The 18,781-nt window shown below is 32.3% G+C and carries 13 protein-coding genes and 1 riboswitch; of the genes, 4 read left to right on the forward strand and 9 right to left on the reverse strand.

What is annotated here, in order from left to right:
- Positions 1-80: 80 nt before the first annotated feature.
- Positions 81-186, reverse strand: a riboswitch (TPP riboswitch).
- A 30-nt stretch (positions 187-216) separates the two neighbouring features.
- A complete protein-coding gene (locus tag OC533_RS06835) occupies positions 217-1,002 on the reverse strand; it encodes a ChbG/HpnK family deacetylase (RefSeq protein ID WP_194323140.1) in 786 nt (261 codons plus the stop codon).
- Positions 1,003-1,206: 204 nt separating this feature from the next.
- Here OC533_RS06835 and OC533_RS06840 point away from each other — a divergent pair, with 204 nt between their 5' ends.
- Positions 1,207-1,494, forward strand: coding sequence for a DUF1433 domain-containing protein (locus OC533_RS06840; RefSeq protein WP_077951752.1), 288 nt, complete (start codon positions 1,207-1,209; stop codon positions 1,492-1,494).
- An 87-nt stretch (positions 1,495-1,581) separates the two neighbouring features.
- On the opposite strand, the gene OC533_RS06845 is transcribed toward OC533_RS06840, so the two are convergent.
- From OC533_RS06845 to OC533_RS06855, 3 genes are all read right to left on the reverse strand, one after another.
- Positions 1,582-2,658: a threonine aldolase family protein gene (locus OC533_RS06845; RefSeq protein ID WP_194323139.1), complete on the reverse strand. Its 1,077-nt coding sequence runs from the start codon at positions 2,656-2,658 to the stop codon at positions 1,582-1,584.
- 1 nt (position 2,659) lies between these two features.
- On the reverse strand, positions 2,660-3,880 hold the full coding sequence (locus OC533_RS06850) for an MrcB family domain-containing protein (RefSeq protein WP_194323138.1): 1,221 nt from the start codon (positions 3,878-3,880) through the stop codon (positions 2,660-2,662).
- Positions 3,881-4,109: 229 nt separating this feature from the next.
- Positions 4,110-5,000, reverse strand: a complete 891-nt coding sequence (locus OC533_RS06855; RefSeq protein ID WP_194323137.1) for a helix-turn-helix domain-containing protein — start codon at positions 4,998-5,000, stop codon at positions 4,110-4,112.
- A 310-nt stretch (positions 5,001-5,310) separates the two neighbouring features.
- Between OC533_RS06855 and OC533_RS06860 the strand changes: the two genes are divergently transcribed.
- The 3 genes from OC533_RS06860 to OC533_RS06870 are packed head-to-tail and all read left to right on the forward strand — an operon-like array spanning position 5,311 to position 8,562.
- Positions 5,311-6,360 (forward strand): HesA/MoeB/ThiF family protein, encoded by a 1,050-nt coding sequence (locus OC533_RS06860; RefSeq protein WP_185550382.1) that lies wholly within the window; start codon positions 5,311-5,313, stop codon positions 6,358-6,360.
- A gap of 4 nt (positions 6,361-6,364) precedes the next feature.
- Positions 6,365-7,348, forward strand: coding sequence for a hypothetical protein (locus OC533_RS06865; protein ID WP_070285156.1), 984 nt, complete (start codon positions 6,365-6,367; stop codon positions 7,346-7,348).
- Between the two features lie 14 nt (positions 7,349-7,362).
- Positions 7,363-8,562, forward strand: a complete 1,200-nt coding sequence (locus tag OC533_RS06870) for an MFS transporter (RefSeq protein WP_262265243.1) — start codon at positions 7,363-7,365, stop codon at positions 8,560-8,562.
- A gap of 128 nt (positions 8,563-8,690) precedes the next feature.
- Here the strand turns inward: OC533_RS06870 and OC533_RS06875 are convergent, their stop codons facing one another.
- From OC533_RS06875 to OC533_RS06895, 5 genes are all read right to left on the reverse strand, one after another.
- Positions 8,691-9,278 carry a hypothetical protein gene (locus OC533_RS06875; protein WP_194323136.1) on the reverse strand — a complete coding sequence of 196 codons (588 nt, stop codon included), beginning with the start codon at positions 9,276-9,278 and terminating at the stop codon, positions 8,691-8,693.
- A gap of 194 nt (positions 9,279-9,472) precedes the next feature.
- The gene (locus tag OC533_RS06880) at positions 9,473-10,813 is read right to left on the reverse strand and encodes a hypothetical protein (protein ID WP_194323135.1); all 1,341 of its coding nucleotides are present in this window, start codon (positions 10,811-10,813) and stop codon (positions 9,473-9,475) included.
- 179 nt (positions 10,814-10,992) lie between these two features.
- Positions 10,993-14,601: a DEAD/DEAH box helicase gene (locus OC533_RS06885; protein WP_194323134.1), complete on the reverse strand. Its 3,609-nt coding sequence runs from the start codon at positions 14,599-14,601 to the stop codon at positions 10,993-10,995.
- 47 nt (positions 14,602-14,648) lie between these two features.
- Complete coding sequence (locus OC533_RS06890) at positions 14,649-15,608, reverse strand: restriction endonuclease (protein WP_185505382.1); 960 nt, start codon at positions 15,606-15,608, stop codon at positions 14,649-14,651.
- Between the two features lie 54 nt (positions 15,609-15,662).
- Positions 15,663-18,773: a type I restriction endonuclease subunit R gene (locus tag OC533_RS06895; protein ID WP_194323133.1), complete on the reverse strand. Its 3,111-nt coding sequence runs from the start codon at positions 18,771-18,773 to the stop codon at positions 15,663-15,665.
- Positions 18,774-18,781: the final 8 nt, after the last annotated feature.

The following is an 18,781-nucleotide window of genomic DNA, read 5'->3' on the forward strand; positions in this document are numbered from 1 at the left end:
TCCTCCTTTTGAACAATAAAAAAAGCGCCCACTGTCCCTTAGCATAAGCAAAGAAACAGCAGCCGCGATAAATTTTCCGGTCACTTTCACATTCACTTCCCTACGCTTGCACTAACAAACAGGTTCAAAGGGTCAGAAAGCATTACCTTCCTATCTCAGCCAGAATCGGCCCCCCCAGTTTTTCTTATTAAGTTGTGTTCATCATAGCATAGAGTTTTACCGCTGTAAATCCCCAAACGAAATAAGCTCAAATCCATGTTCACTAAGCCAATCCCGCACCCGTACGTCACAAATCGTCGCAAGTTCCCGGCACCGCATCAACGTATAGGAAGAATTATCCAGCACAAATTGATCCAAAAAACCGACATCAAAATGCATCTCAGCGATTTCGTTTGGTGCCAATTTTAATAATCCAAAATCATCGTTAAGGAAGTTTTCAACTGAGACACCGCCGTTTGTGTAGGGGAGTGCGCCCGACTCCAACAGTTTAGTAATTGGCAAATAACCTTCCTGATCTGGCCATTTTTTATCGCCACTGTATTTTAAAGTGGTGTGAATCCCGAACTCACGTGCAATATCAAAGAAAGCTTGGTCAACCGTTTCATCACCAATTGAGTGGCAGTCGATATGCTCTGGGTAGTGACCCGTTAGCGCTTTGAACCGTTCCATTTGAGCGATAGTTTCCGTGCGCACATCTTCGTATTGGAATTTCAGTTCTGGGTTAGCCCGGTAATATTTGGAACGATGGAATTCCCCATTTTCGTCGACAAGTGACGGGATTTTCGCCGGGTTCGCGCATGGTTTTCCGAGTAGGAAGTTTGTGTGTTGCCCGATGAATAGGTCTGGGTGGTCTTTTGCGAGAGCTATTGCGTGCTCGGCAGTTTCTAGGTTCGGCATGAGTAAAGTGGATGTTGTAATGCCGGTTTTGTAGCTCTCGATGATGCCGTGGTTGATGGCTTTGGATAGACCGAAATCGTCTGCGTCGATGATTAGTTTTGGCATGGGTGGTCTCCTTTTACTGAAATATTAACTTTTATTATATCTAGATTCCTAAAATAGGCAAAGGAAAATACCGTTAAAAATAAAAAATATGCTAAAATATTGGTTATAAGTCATCTATGTTGGAGGCACTTTATGTCAAAACGAACTAAAATTATTATACTAGCCATTGTCACTGCACTATTTATCCTAGTCGGATTACTTTTTATAAAACATCAAGAGAACCGAGCTTTTTTTAATGACCAAAAAGAAAAAATCACAATATATCTTAAACACAATATTCCAGATTTTAATACAGTTACTTTCACCAATGAAGAATTTAATCCTATTGGCATAAATATTGATGGATACATAAATAATGATAAAAATTTGAGTTTTACTGCGGGTAAAGACGTCAAAATTTTTAGTTGCTCTGAAGAACTTGATAAAATGTTTAAAGAACCTAGAAAAGCTTACGATGAAATTCTATCCGGACTAAAATCTTATGAAGATTAAGTAATCACTCAAAATAAAATATAATTCAAACTAAAAAAGACAAGCTACTATAGAAAATAGCTTGTCTTTTCATATCCAAATTTATAGTCAAAGTTCCTTTTCCAAACATCTAAAAACTAGTTCTAAATTTTTTGCTGGTATCTCCGCAAACGCATCCCCAACCGAAACCTCAAACGCACAAACATCCGCCGACTTCTCCTGCAAATACCCCGAAATCCCAACGCCAGTTTCATCCTGAATCTTCGTCAAAATCGCCCCACTCTCATCAACCGACTTCTCAAAATAAACATGAAACATATTAGAAACCGGCACTTCCGGCACAGTCTTCACGCCTGGACACGAATTAAATCGCTCAGCCAATCCTTTCGCCGCCTCAAAGTATTCCTCCATTTTCCCAATTCGTTTTTCAAAATAGTAATCCGCGGACAAAATATATGGATACAGACTAATCAAATCTCCACCATACCGTCGTTTCCAGATTTTCGCCTCTTGCACAAAATCATCATTCCCAGCCAAAATCGCCCCAGCAATCCCACCAATCCCCTTGTAAAACGACACATACACACTATCAAACAGCGCACAAATTTCTTCCGCAGACTTCTGATAAAACGGCGTAATTTCCCATAACCGCGCCCCATCAAGATGCAACGAAATACCCTGTTCATGGCAATACTCCGAAATCTCCTCAAGCTCTTCAAAAGAAGGCAGCTGTCCACCAATTTCTCGTTGAGGAAGTTCGATAAGCACACTAGAAACTGGCTCGCGAAGACTTTTAATATCGTCAATTGTCAAAAGCCGATTCGCCGTTCCAAGTAATAGTGGCGTGATTTGCTGCAATTCTTTTAGCCCATCTTGCTCGTGAATCTCCAAATGAGAGAGCGGATGATATGCCACGCACCGATTCTCTTTCCGGTCAGCCCAAATCCTTAACGCGATTTGCTGAGCCATCGTCCCACTTGGGAAAAATACCGCAGATTGTTTCCCGAGAATTTTCGCGATTTTTGTTTCAAAATCTTCAATAATTGCGCCGTTTCCGTAAATATCGCTTTCTAGATTATCATCAATATTTTGAAGCGCTTCTGTAAGAACACCAACATTGCGCGGACCGTTTCCGCCTAGTTTATAAGGTGTTTTTTGGTAGCTGGTTTTTAGTGCGGTTGTCATTTTAGTTCACTCCTTTTACGATATAATTGATTGGTTTTATTTCTAGGTTTTCGTTGAATAGATTATCGATAATTTTCAATTGAGGCATTGTATTATAATTATATACCCGATATATCTTATAGCGTTTACCTTTTGTTCTCGCAACATTTAATTCATTATCTGATAAATAAAATGGAGCATCTCTATTTCCAGTTGTTGTTTTAACTTCAATATAAATCTCTATTACTTCATTTGGCGCATCTGGATTTATGTCATAGGAAATAATATCATATCCATGCCCATCACCACTTTCAGCAACATGAGTGATTTTATCTGCATAAGATTTTGTAATAGTATTCTTCATTAACCTATCTCTTTCATAATTAATTACCAAATACTCTCCTTGCAACCCTTTTTCCGTATTTCTAATAGCTTCTTTCGCATAATCTCTTTTAGTGATGTAAGGTGCTTTTTCTTCCTTAACTACCGAATTTCTTGAATGCGTTTCTTCTTTACCTAAAACTAATTTGCGCTTTTTTTCTATTTCAACGATTTTCTCTGATTTTGTTTTTTCGCTTAATTCGCTGTAAATTCCGTTATTTAGAATGAAATCGATTGTAGCTTTAATTTGATCTTCTGAATTTGGAACCAGATGTGTTTTTAATTCCTTAAAAACCATAAGCATATGTACTAAGTCTTGTATCAAATTATCATTCTCAGACTCTTTCAACTGAGCAATATCATAATATTTACTATAAATATTTCCATCCTCATATCCGTTCATCAATCTATTCTTTCTCTCTATTTTCCTCTCCAATATTATTTGCTCAGTAGTAAAATCATTTGTATTAATTAATAAGGATAAGTTCTCACGCCAAAAATCACCTACCCTTTTTAACGCTAAATTTGCATTGCTATAATTTTTATCTACATATGTATATCCTTGATTCAATGATAAATATACGCCTTGATAATCATTTGTAAATAAATAGACTAAATTAAATCCCCTCTGTACACTTGTGCTAACATCTTTATCATGTACTGCAATCCATGGAATAGTAGCCCATTGTCCTTTTCCTACAGATGCTGAAATTTTATATTCATCACCTAAAACCGAAGCTGGTAATGCCACTTTTACTTCTTCTTTAAACTTTTTTGCCACTTTATTTTTTTTAAATGAATAATTAGATTTCTGCTGCCCGTAGTTCTCCTGCATGTACTTTAATAATGCCACTAAGTTCATCACAAACATCCTTTTTATATAATGTATTTTCATCTTCTCATACATATTATACCTAAGAATGTAAGTTTGTTGTGAATTTAACTATAAAAGCAACTTTTTAACAAAAAAACTATTCTCCTGAGGAACCCTCAAAAGAATAGTTTCATAGATAAAATTTAAAATTAGGAGTTAAATTCTCTTCTTTTTAATAATTCAGCTATATTTAATTAACTAGTATTACTCAAGTGATTTAAAATAAGTCTAAAAGGTTTATTTCTAAAACTTCTTCTATCTCTTTCTCCATTTCCTTTATTATATGCTTCTGATCAATAGATTCAAGAATAGTGAATCCTCTTTCTATATAATCCCTCGATCTACAATTATTATTATCTGCAATTCCAGCCCTTATATAAGAAATAGCCAGTAAATCATACAACTTAAGTTTTTTACATATTTCGATACTCCTCTTGCAATACATTTTCAATTCTTCATCAAGAGCTTTATACAATAATTTCATTTGAACAAAATTCAGCATAAACGAAACCTTCAAGCGCGCTAAATCACAGTATTCTTCATAATTCTTTAACCTATCTAAAGCCATATTAACAATATAAGAAGCCGTATCTATAGGTAATAAATAGAAAATATTATTTAACATTCTCAATTCTAATAAGTACCATGTGTCTTGTTTAGAAAGTCTATTCCAAATATTTAAAGCAATTGGTCTTGCATTCTCAACATCATTCTCCTGAAGAAATAAAATCGCATTACAAATATTCATAATATCTGTCACAACAATATCTTGAATATTTTCTTGATAATTGTACTCTTTACATAGACAAACTGAATTAATTAATTTTTCAGATTCTACAGAAAAGGACAAATGAGAAAACAGAAATAGTATTCTGCTTTTTGAGGTGTTTTGATAATCATTCGCTATATATTCAAATTCCCCCATATCCATTTCAAGTTGTTTCAAAATAATACTAAATTTTGAGAAAGTTGGATTTATAGAAGAGCTCTCAATTTTAGCAAGAAAAGAACGTGACATGAAATCTTGTACTACATATTTTTGCGTATACCCTTTTCCTTGTCTAATCAGCTTTAAAGTAGGTCCTAAAGAAGTATAAATCCTTTCCAAATAATCTCCTCCGATGTTATTATAGTAAACATTTTGATAATTCTAATTATAACTCTGATAAATTATAAGTGCAATATAAAACAAAAAAGAAAGGTTGATAACATGACAGCTTTAATTTTTTGGATTCTAGGTGGATAAGCTAGTTTATTATCAGTGATACTGATTAATAATAAATTTTAATAAAGGAGGTATACGATAATGAAGATTAAAAAAATTAAAAAAGTAGTTACAAAAAAAATGAATCGCGCATCTGATCATTAAAATTTTTAAGGTATGGCAATGCCATACCTTTTTTAAAGGAGAATTACTTATGAAAAAACCAAGTATAAAAGAAATGCTGATCCCCTTTATAAATGAACAACGAACTGGAATACGATTCGGCGGACATCAAATGAATATAGCCAGGGATATAGAAGTGGATAATGTGGAATTATTCTATGAATTTATTAAATTATTAAATGGTAAAAACTCTTTAAAACGAATATCTGAATTGATAAAACTACCCGAAGACGTAGTGACTGATATTTGCGCCGATCTACAGGAAGCTGGCGTATTATATGAAAATAATGTTAAAGAATTTGAATTTACTGAAGAGGAGATTAATTACTATAATAGAAATATTAATTTCTTCGCTTGGATAGATACATTAGGATTATACTATAATTATTGGGAAGTACAGTTCAAATTAAAACAAGCTAAGGTTTTATTACTTGGTGCGGGTGGTACAGGTAGCCATTGCGCTGAAAGCCTGGCGAGAATGGGTATAGGCAACATTACTTTAGTTGATTTCGATAAAATTGAACTATCTAATCTAAATAGACAAAACTTCACAAAAAATGATATTAATAAGGAAAAAGCTATTGTTTTAAACTCTTACTTGAACAATATTAATCCGTTCATCAATATAAAAAGTATTCATAAAGAAATAGTAAATCAAAATGATTTAGATATGCTTGTAGGTGATAATGATATTATTATTTCTTGTATAGATAAACCTAAAAATATCCATGATTTACTAGATATTACTTCAAAAAAACATGACAAACCTTGGATTCTCGGAGGCTATGCTAGTACTATTATGAACCATGCTCTTTTTAAAGCCCCTGACGAAGGACTATCGTCACTCATTAATAAAGATATCGCAGAGAGTTACGATGCTAAAATGATTTCTTTAAATGATGAGTGGTCCTGGGAAAATGCCATTATTTCTCCTATAGCAAACATATCAGGAAACATTTCTGCATTATATGCTCTTTATTATTTAACAGATCTAGTACAAATTCAATCTGGAAAAATTCAGCATATAGATTTTTTCAATATCCAAAAACTAGAAGATTTTTCTTACATGACGGGAGAATAATTATATGTTAAAAAGTATTCTAATATCTGCTCAAAGAAATTTAGAACTCAAAATTGAATGGTATCATTTATTAGAACATTGTTTAGTAGAACAAATACAACTTCTAATTGATAGTTCTGAATTATATGACATGGGTATAGTTCTTGAAGCTGAGACCTTTGTTGATGGTTTTTACATCGAAGTAATATTTAGTGATATTTGTGACTATGATTCTTTAATGAAAATAATTATAAAAGCAACTAAAAATATATCTGAAAACAAGTTAACAATACATAACTTTGATGTTCTTAATGATGAGGTAAAGCATTTTGATTTAACTGATGAAGAAAAGATCCTTTATAGTTCAATAACACCCATTACAGGACAAAGTATTGAAGAATTATATTGCAAGATAAATAAGTCTGACTTATTATGCATTGAGAAATTCTTTCATGGAATTGATTATAGATTTATTTATACAGACTTTGATAACATTGAAGTTATTAAAGATTTGGAAATAAATACTATCACTGAAATTAATAAAAATTTTGAGGTATACAAAGAAGAGCCTTACTTAAATGGCTTTATTAAAAGTGAAATTACTACTACTAAAGACTTTATACTCTTATCATTACTCTCTTTTATAGTCGGAAAAAGTAATAATAGCATTCTGGACAAACAATATTTAAATAAATACAACTACTATTTAGGCTACACCCATGATATAAAAATCTATGGAATTTTTATAATACTATTTGTTGCAGAATATCAGAACCATTCAGTATTTATAGACAAAAAATCTATATTAGAATTTGTTGAAAAATGTAATTTCAAAATGTACAAAAATGCATTTTCAACTTATTTTCATCTCACTGAAACTCCTAGAAGTGTAGCAAAATCACTAAGTAAAAACATAAACAAACTACCTCCTATTTCTTACAAACAATTAATTCAACAAATTCAAAATTTAAGAAAAAAAGACTTATTAAATTTAATTAGACATTTCTAAAAGGGACTGAACATATGTTAAAAAATGAAAACTTTAGATATTTATGGCTAGGCCGTTTAATCAGCAACGCCGGAGATAGCATGTATTACATTGTATTATCTTGGTATATTTTAACACTCACTAACGATTCATTTTGGGTAGGGATAGTTAATTTTGCTATCTTCGTACCGAATATTTTTGCTTTTTTGTTTGGCCATTGGATTGATACACATTCAAAAAAAAGCGCATTAATTTTGTGTGAATTTGGGCAGTTATCTGCGATTGCACTCATGGTTCTTAGCATTTTTTCTGATTTTCAAAGTCCTATGTTACTGTGTATCTTAGCATTTGTAGCTTCCATTTTCGGCATGAACACTTATACCATACAAGATGCAATGACTCCATACATTGTAAAAAAGGAACAACTAGCAAATGCTCAATCATATATGTCTGTCGCTTATAATGGTACCGAATATTTATTTAACGCCTTAACAGGATTCTTAATCAATATTTTTTCAACAATTACCCTTTTAATTGCTAATATAATTACATTCTTATTCGCAATCTTTTCTTTTTCAAAAATAAAAGAGCCTACAGATGTAAATAATAACGAACAAGAATCTTTCTTAAAAAACGTGTTTACAGGATTCGTTGAACTATTTCAAAATAAAACAATTTTATTTATCGCTATCGGTGGAGGCATGGCAAATTTTATGTTCGGTGGATTGAATGTGTACCAAGTATTAATTGCAAAAGAGCAAGGAAGCGCTATCGTGCTTGGTCTATTGACATCAACTATGGCCATCGGAACGTTGATTGGCTCAACTCTACTAGCCACCTTATTACTAAAATTCATGAAAATCGGAAAAGTACTAACTTTATGCACGCTCTTGTTCGGCTTAACAATGCTAATAAGCTCTTGTTTTGTAAACTCATCTCTTATTATTTTTATCTGGGGGGTTGCAAGTACCTTTTTAGGGGCCACTCATGTTGTGCAAAAACCTTTCTTTCAAGTATTAATTCAAAAAGAACGTTTAGGCAAGGTTTTTAGTGCACTCTATAGCCTAAGTGCAGCCACATTGCCTATTGGAGCATTGTTATTTGGCTATTTTAGTAGTCACAGTTTAAATAGTTCTACCTTTCTTCTTATTTTTGGAGGAACCTATTTACTTATTAGTTTTATTTATTTCTTAAACAAACACATCTTCAAATTTACTATATCAGACAATATATAAAACTAAGCATCATTGAAAAAGCCCCTTCATCAACTTCATACAAAATGAAATCAATGGAGGTGCTTTTTATTTATGAATTATAATCCTAGGAATACTTCGACATGCTTCCACTTCTCACTCATTATGGTTTAATTTTTCTTATACGTTTCCTGAATCAAAATATTCTCTTTATCATCCACTTTTTTCAAAACTAAATTCTTACTATCCAGTTCCAAAGAAATCACATAATCTTTTTGTTCTTTGGTATCCATATGATATTCATCGTCTTTTTGCTCACTTTTCGTTATCTTGATATCATCCTGCGCCTCAAGCTTTTTAAGGACTTCTTGTACATAAGCTTTTTCACTTTCTGTTTCATAACCATACACTTTTTTACTAATTACCAGGCCATCACATTGATACTTATCGCCATCTTTTTGTTTTAATTTATAAGAATTTATTATGGCAACTTCATCATCTATAAATAATTCTTTTACATTCCCATCTGCATCTATATCCAAATCAACGCTCATTTTACTTGCCAAACCCGTATCCTTCATATCCGACCCATCACTAGCACCTACACTAACTGATTCCAACTTCCATTTCCCAGTAAATTTACTACTAATAACTTCTTTATCATCAATAATTTTTTTGTTCTCAACAGGTTCTTTCCCACAACCTACCAATAAAAATAATGCACTTACTAAAATAATACCTATCCACTTTTTGCTCATCTTGTTGCTCTCCTTTTTTTAAATTTTTTCTTATTAAGATTCTTCAATATGATTTGTACAATTATTCTATAGCTCCTGAGTATTTTCAAAATAAACATCATAATAAAAAATCAGCGTCTAAGAACGATACTAATTTATAACAATGCCTATATATTTGGCATTACATAAATCTTTACTTCTAATTTAACTCTCTGTCATTCAAGAAACTTTACTCTAAAATATCTGATTAATATAAGTAAAAAACTAAAAAATATTCCTATCCCCCAAATTATTGCACTTAGTTCCACCCAACCTTTGAGATTTATATTAGCATCGATTAAATTGAACAAACCTACAATAAACATCATGATTATTGGGATTGTTAATAAAGACACTTGTATTGCTTCTAACCAATCCTTAATATTTTTATTTTTGTAGTCGTTGAGAATATAAATTATTAGCCCAAAAACAAATCTATATAAAATAATAATAATAAAGACAAAAGGGGCTATATCAATTAACAATGGAAAAATAATATCTTCCATTATTTTAAAAAAGGGCCCTTTCGACACTTCTTTCTCAATTATATAATAGAAGCTTATAGCCATAAAGCTAACTATTATTATATTCGAGATAAATTGTTTCAAAGTAAAATTATTCTTACGTAAAAACCAATTTACCTCATAAAAAATGAAGTCTATAGTCACCGGAATTTTTGTAACTTGAACAAGTTCTGCTTTTAAAGCCTTCAAAAATTGCTTTCGCCTTTTTCTAGCAACCTTTTTCTTTTTAGCATACTCTTTTAAAATATAATAGGGTATTTCATAACTTATTATAGAATAAGTTAAAAAATCTGTTAACGTAAATAATAGCAGGGCTATTGCTATCATCCAAGAAATTACCGATAATGTTATTTCATTAATGGTCATTGTTTTTTGCACTGTGTAATACGTATTAAAAGACAGTACTACATTTGTTCCTATCATTACTAATAGGTTAATACTTTTTTTCCTAAATTTCCTTGTTTTTTCTCGTTGTGGAAAATGAACATAAATAGCATATAAAGTTGTTATTAGTAAAACTAAAGTTGTCCCTTCTATTATTGCTGGATTAGTAATAGACAAACTAAAAAAAGCTTTTTTTGTTAACCAATGTACAAAAAATCCCCATATAAATGTTAGTACTACATTGATAAGCAAGTTTGCCAAATTTTCTTTCTCAAATTTTTGCCATCTGTAGTTTAAATGTAGAAAGTAACAGCTCAATATTTTCAACAAATTATAAGTTTCCTTTCTCCTAATTACAAAGAAAATACTACAAAAGGAACACATAAAGAGTAATAAATAATAAATAAACTTAATGTTTATTCCAAATAGCATATAGAAGAAAACAAATATTATCATTAAAAAAATGCTACAAATTACTAATGCTGCTATATTTTTAATCAAACTTTTTCCTCGTTTACCTAGTTGAAGAAAATCTATGGCATTTTCAACATAAATTAAAGGTCCTACAAAAATATTAATAAAAGAAATTACCCTATTTGATATTTTCATGTTGTTCTCCTATATTATGATTTTAAAAATATAATGAATACTGCTTTACTGATGTTTAATAAGTTTATTTTTCTTAGACCAGAAACAAAATAATTAGCTGATACCAAAGATATCATTATCTATATGCACTCTCAAAATGTCCATTTAATCTTCCGCATCAGCCTCCCCTTCACTCAAAATCACGTATTCCCTATTTCCTGTTTAGCAGCTTGCATTATTTCCAACCTATTTTGCACAACAAGTAATGAAGGATTCTTTCTCCAAATCTCTGCATCTCCAATAACATATAATCGATACTTAGCTCTTGTAACAGCAACATTCACAATATTTTCATTCACCCAATTTACTGCTCCAGATGCACTAGCATCGCAACCTAATAATAAGACCACTTCTCTTGCTTCTTTTCCTTGAAATTTATGGACGGTTCCACAATGAGTATCAAGCCACGCATCCAATAATGATTTGTCATAACGTTTTAGCGTAGAAGATTTTTTAGCTTCTTGTACAAATCCTCTTATTACTGATGTGAAAGGAGAAATAATGTAAATATCAGCTTTACCTTTCTGTTTTTCAAATGCTCGTTCAACAACTGTTACAGCTTTTCTTGCTTGATCAGGAACATGATGATTTTTATTGCCAATTTCACTACCATCAACAGAAATCCAAACCGACTTTTGAAAGACTAAACTTTTTTCAACTGCTTCTTTAGGGACAGCGGTTTGATAAAGCATCGTGTTGTCATAAGACAATTCATTCGAGATAGCAAACATTGGATTTAAACACCTCCGATGAATAACTAATGGGCAACCCACCCACTGTTTTTCACTTCGATCATTTGAAGAAAGAAAGCTCCCAATATAATTTAAACTGTCGGCAAAACTTTGAACGGAAATCATCTTTCCCTTATACCATGAAAACTCTTCTCTAGCGAATAGCTCCATTAAAAGACTCACATCATCTGTCACCACTGGTTCTACTTGCTTAGGATCACCAACAACAATAGCTTTCTTAAACCGCCAAAGTGCGCCAACTGCCATTTGAGGAGTAGCCTGTCCAGCCTCATCAATAATTAATTGACCTAAACTTTCCGGCTCATCTATATCAACCAAAAATCTACTAACAGAAGCAAATGTAGTTGAAATAACCGGTGTCAGAAGAAAAATTGTATTTAGTAGTGCTTTAAAACAATGCCTCCTGTCATTATCTGTAAAACGACAAAACTCATTGTCTCTATTCTTCTTAAATTTCCACAAGTAACCCAAATTAACTAGATTCGACTTCACTTTTTTTGAAGTTAAAATAAAATACTTATTCACCTGTAAAGCTAAATAGAATAATTTCTCTCTTTCTCGGTCATATTCTTTTGTCACCCATGGATTTGCGAGTTGCGCTTCTAATTGAGTTTCCGTATTTTTATCATGTAGTTTAGCAAAAAATGCTTCCCCAAGAGCTATCGTCCCACTTTGCTCTAAAACTTTTATCTCTTTTTGACTCTCTAATTCTGCATTCTTTGCGTCTTCTCTTAGTTCTCTCAATTTTATCCTATTTGTTTGAATTTCCTTTTCATATAGAAAGATTTCATGATGTGCATTTTTGAATTTATTTTCCAACCTATCTTTATAATTTTTTTGTTCGTAAAGTATGTTTTTTTGCTTAGAAATTACTTCTTGTTGTTTTTGCTCAACCAAAATCGCTAACTTTTCATCCTTTTGTAAAGATAACAGTCCACTCTTTAGTTCTTCTAAACTTAGTAAACGTTGTGTTTTAAAAAAACGCTTTAATACTATCTCATGGATCTTTCTCTGGTCTTCTAATTCCATTATTTTTTTCGCTATTTCTGTAATTTGTTCTCTTAGAATACTAGTTTTCTTTTTTAAAAGAAGAAGCTTATTCTCTTCTACCTCAAGCTGAAAATAAGTTTGTTTTATTGTTGGAGAATATTGATTCAATTCATTCTCATATCTCATCTTCTCTTTATTAAAGTAATCAATTTGGTTCAAAAACTTTTTACTTTCAGTATAAATATGTTGAATTTTACGATCAATTGCTTCTAATTTAAACCTCTTTTTTTCATTGATTCTTGTACTTTCATGTAAAAATCGTTGAAAATTAACAACGTTTTGATATTGGTTTTTAAATTCCTTCTTACATTTTTCAAACTCTTTATAATTCACTTCTTCAACCTTAGTTATACTCTGAATTATAGGCTCAATAACCTGATAATAATAATTTGATAAATTTGCTCGTTTTCCTAAAGGAGCAGATATCAATCCCCACTCATCCAGTAATTCTTTGTTTCCGATGTTGTCATAATTATGTTTTAATAGATGAGCAAGTACGGTAAAATAGACATCGTTTCTTTCTAAAAGCCTTTTTTTTATTTTGTTCATATCATCACATGTTTTAACATAGAAAGAAAGTTTTGTTTGCTGTTTTCGTTGATCAAATAATTGTTTAATTTCTGCAGTTTCTTGAGAATTAATTCCACCCATTAGACCTTCATAATCTGGTAATTCCCTGGTAATATTTTCAACTGCAGCATTGTTAGATGATGCAACTAACATACTAAAATCATTAATACTGCTATCTTTAAAATCATAAAAACGTCTATTATAATTATCGTAGCCCCTGTCTTTCTTTCCACCATCTTTAAAGGCCTTTGTATCAAATGCATCGTCAGCGTATTTATATTCTGCTAAAAAGACCGCTCTTTCTACTACATTATGTGCAATCAATTCCTTAAGTAAAGTTGTCTTACCTGTTCCTGGAGGGCCATTTACGGAAAAGACTTTTTCTTCATTTTGTAAATACGCATTAATTGCTACTTGTTGCATTAACACTGGCGAATACTTAGATGGCCATTTTCCTTTCGGTCCATTCAAAGGGTCTAGAATTTCTTTTAATAAATCATCATTTTGTCTAATATCTTTACGTTGCTTTTCAAGCTTGGTTTGATTGCTTTCCTCATGAAGTGAGGTCACATAATTAACGAAGTCATAATTACCTTCTTCTGTGTTTAAATTATTTAATACTAACTCAAAATCATTTTGAAAAAAGCTCGTCATTAATTCACTATGATCTTCCAAAATATCATTATGTTTATCATATTCCGCTTGATCTTTAAAGCGAGTATAGATCATTTTATTATAGTAGTTTTCATAATTTTCGCTTGAAGTAGAAACATACTTCTTTATAAATACATTTACAATATAATAAAATATTTCTTTTAACTTATCGGCAGTGACCTCATTATCTTCTTCATCCTCAGGAAAAAATTTTGCTTCAATGATAGCCATCGTTCTATAGTATTCTTCTAACCTCAGCTTTGTTTTAAGTTTATCAGGATAGTGACAACAAATCGTCATTCCCCACAATAGTGGCGATAAACGCAGTGACTCTTTAATGTACAGTCCCTCTGAATTAACTTTTAATGCAAACATAGCAATATTTTCCGCATTATTTTCAACTGTCTCTCTATCTTTGAATTCTTGATAAAGTGTATCAATAATAATTTTCCTTTGCATCCGACCAACTACAATATGAAAATCACTACTAGTAATTGGTAATTGTTCATTAAGTTTTTCATTATCTTTAATCTTCTCTTTAATGGTTTGTTGATCTGTTACTTCCTCAAAAATTGTTAGTTTGTTTTGATTTAGCTCTTCCATTTTTGATAACTGTACTTTTCTATCTTCCGTGTTTTGTATTGGAAACGCTTTTTGATTCAAAAATTCTATTAATCGCCAAAATTCAATAATTTCCATGGCTTTTAGTTGTTTTGTTTTCATAACTGCCCCCGCCTTATGCTATGTCTTCATCTCACGAAAATTTCTTTTTATATATTATTCAACTCAAAATAATCATTATCAATCCGGAATATCGTATACTGATTTTCCGCCTCTACTCCAACTTTGTACTCCAGCATCAATTCTGTTAATTGAATCCCGTCAATTAATACAATACCTTGATTAACAGCAAATTCTTTTGCTCCACTTGTATAACTAGAGGTCGTAATAAAAACTCCTCTATCAGCTCGCACACTTGCTAATGCACCATAAAATGATTGTATATCCGATCGATTTATTTTATTATCTTCTTTGTATCTTTTAGCTTGGAGATATACTGTACTAGTGCCAAGTGGATCCTGATTAATAATACCATCAATCCCCCCGTCATTGGATCGACTGGTTACTTTGGCACTTCCACCTTCCCCGCTATATCCCATTCTGCTAAGTAAATCAACAACAAGTTGCTCGAAAAAATATGGATCACTATTTCGAATTTTATCTAGTAATTCAATAGAAACTTCATTATTCATATTATCAATAATGCTGCCAACTTCTTTTTTAGGATTTTCTTTTTCAATATCTTCACTAACACTTGTCGAAATTCCTTTGCGCTGGTTTCGGATAGCTAATTCTTTGATGTAATTAATATAATCTGGCTCTTCTTCTAACATTTTTTTAGTGAGTTTATCTCCGTTTATTTTTAATAATTGTTTGCCAGATGTGGTTATTTGGTATATCCCTCTTTTGGGACGACATAATGCCCCTGCTTTATATAATTCGCTTAACGCAAAACTAAAGCGATTAGCAAGTATAAAATCATTTGTTTCTGGATAAGTGACTAATTTAATATCTTCCGGAATATTTAAATGTTTATATACTCTATTTCTAATAGTATGAATTGTTGCCTCTTCATCATTTTTTAGTACTTCTAAAATATATGGAATGATGGAATCAAATGTAGGTAGCCCGTTCGCTGATTGTTTTAATTTTGTCCAGTCTTTATTCATATGAGGTCCCGCTTTCTCTATTATTGTTGTTAGTTATTGTAACCACATTTCAAATCAATTATACCTCTGCCTAGTCTCCGCAATCCATTCAGGCATTTTTTCCCGCAGCTTCATCTTATGCTCTAATTGGTTTCCAGCAGCCTTATTTTCTGCAATTTCATATTCAACGCTACCTATTACATCCTCAAAATAAGGGATAACATCTGGTTGCATTTCAGAATAAGCACTAACAGATTTAGCTAATATATCATCTTGATCTACAATACCCCATTCTTTTGCAAATGCTTGGATAACCACCTGCTCTTGTTCTTTTTTCCAAGCTTCAAACGCATCATCAAAAGTGATATTACTAGTTATTTTACCTGGCACTAACTCTTGTTCGACAAAGTCTTTTAATAGCATTGCTTGAATATGTTCCCCTCTATTACTAAGCTCCTGAATATCTTCATAAATAAGGCGCAATGTTTCTTTATCAGCAAATTGCATAGCTCCACTTGAATCAACTTTCGAATCGATTAAACTTAAAATATGAGCTGCGTCAATTCTTTGGTTACGAGATAATTTCGTTTTTCCAGGAAGCGGGTTACTAATAGATTCTTCATATACGATTTGCTCTTCATTCAGTAAGTTATTATAAGCCCCAACATAGAGTAACCATGTATGTTCATCCATACCAAATGTCTCTTCATTCCAAGCATACTCATAATATTGCTCTACGGTTCTCCACTGAACTGCGGCATCCTTAAACGCTTTGATAAACTCTATTCGCTCCAAATCATCATTCTCAAGGCTTGCCCACGCAGTTGGATCTGGTAATGTTAGAACCATTTCATCGATTTTTATCCTCAACTTTTTAACAGCCGTATCATATAAATCCACAATGGCTAAACTACTTTTCCCGCCACTTCCATATAATTTCAAAGCATTATTTACATCGTCCTCTGTCATTCTAGGGTATTGGAAATTGACAATACTTCCAAACTCTTTTCTTTTATCAAGAACTCTATTGGTACGTGAATAAGCTTGGATTAAACCTTGAAGTTTTAAATATCGATCCACATACAATGTATTAAGATATTTAGAGTCATAACCAGTTAACAACTGATCTGCGACTATGATTAAATCAATATTTTTCTCATTTCGACCACTACCGCCGCGAGTTGCTCGTTCTACAATATCTTCAAAATAGCTTGTTTCAGCTCGCTTTTTATCTCCTGCTATAGGTCCACCAGAGCCTATAAATGCAGCATAATCACTAAGCATTTCCTCGATAATTTCTGGGGCCACCTTGTCAGGATCATTTTCATTACCAAAACTGAAGGTCATCGCTATATTTAATTTTTGCCCACTTGATTGTAGTTGCTTTTTGAATTCATTATAATAGTCAATCACTCGTTTTTTATATGCAACTGTGAGTATTGCATTAAATGTCTTCTCTTGTGATTGCATATCCCAATTAGCAAGTATTTCTTCAACAACCCTGGGGATATGCGTATCATCGTTATAAACTAGCAGACCTTTATTTGCTGCTATTTTTTCTACTTCTAATTCCGAATATCTATACACTAATTTAGTAGTTTCTTTGACACCTAATTCTGGTTTTTCTAAGAGTAATCGCTTAATAAGTTTATCTCGTAACGCATCGTAATTCTCAAACTCACCCGTATTAATATAATCAACGTTAAATCCTAATACATTTCCATCAGCAATCGCTTCATCAATCGTATATTTATGTAATTCTCTTCCAAATAATTTTTCCGTCGTGTTAATTACTTCACTTTTATGATTAACTTTTCCTCTAACTTCATTTTCATCAAAAAGTGGTGTCCCAGTAAAGCCATAGAATAAGCCTTTTTTCTTAAAGTGTTTTTTTATATCCCCCATCATCTGTCCCATGGTTGTCCGGTGAGCTTCATCGATAATAAATACAATTTTCTTATCAGCTAAACTAGAATCATGTGTCTCTTCTAATTCCTTTATTAAGCTATTTAACTTAAACGTTGTAGTCACGATGATACCAGCTTTAGAGGACTTAAGTTCTTTTTTCAAATGATATGTGTGTTTCGTATCATCTACTGAAACAGACTCAAAAGCAGCATAAGCTTTAAAATTAGCGCTTGTTCTACTATCTAGCTCGCGTCTATCAACTAAAAAGACTACTTTATCAAAACCAGCACGAGTGGACAGAAATAGCGCTGTTTTAAAACTAGTAATCGTTTTTCCAGAGCCCGTTGTATGCCAAACAAACCCGCCATGTGGGATTTTATCTTCTTGATCCCAGCCAAATGCCGCGCCCTCAACTGCTTGAAGCGCATACACTTGGTACGGCCGCATAAGCATGTGTCGTTTATTCTCTTCTTCTTTTGCTTCATCAATAATCAAATAATCCCCGACCATTTGGTGCGCCATAGGAATCATAAGAAAATTAGCAACAATTTGCTTCCAGTTATTCATCGGTTTATTATTTTTATCTGACCAATGAAAAACAAAACTCTGATTAAAATCTTTTATTGATTTTGGAGTAGCAAAATAGCGCGTTTCAATCTCCGTTGTCATTACCATCATCTGAGAAAACGCCATAAAATTATTTGTATATTCACCGTTACGATAATAACGTTTAAATTGTTCAAACGCTTCATCTAAAGGCTTATCGGCACGTTTTTGTTCTACATTAATTAAAGGCAAGCCATTAATGAGTAAGACAATATCAAATCTACTTGTCTTACCTTTTTCATCTGTCATCGGCGCCTCTACTTCACGCGCAATTTTATAACTAGATTCTCCACCACGAACCTCTGCTTTTTTGAAGATAGTTAGGGTTATTTGTTTCCTTGTAACTTTCGGATTATCATCTCGATAAATTCCATCAATTTTTCCTTTACCATCTTCAATCGCTAAGAGTTTTGCCGCCTCGTAACTATTGTTTATCTTACTTACTTTTGTCATTACTTGGCTAAATTCACCGTCTGTTAGAGGAACTCCTTCTAGCTGGTCTGCGTTAAGTCGGTTGAGTTCTTCTCGCCAGTGGTTAATTAAATCATTCACGGTTACTTTTTGTTTGTTTCCATCTAAAAAATCTGGTGCATCCCATTGATAATTTTTGAGTTCTTTCACAAAATTATCTTGAAAAGCTTTTTCGGACGCTTTTTTTATTGTGTTCCCCATGATTCATC

This window comes from Listeria sp. Marseille-Q6474 (genome assembly GCF_946902005.1).
GTDB lineage: Bacteria > Bacillota > Bacilli > Lactobacillales > Listeriaceae > Listeria > Listeria innocua.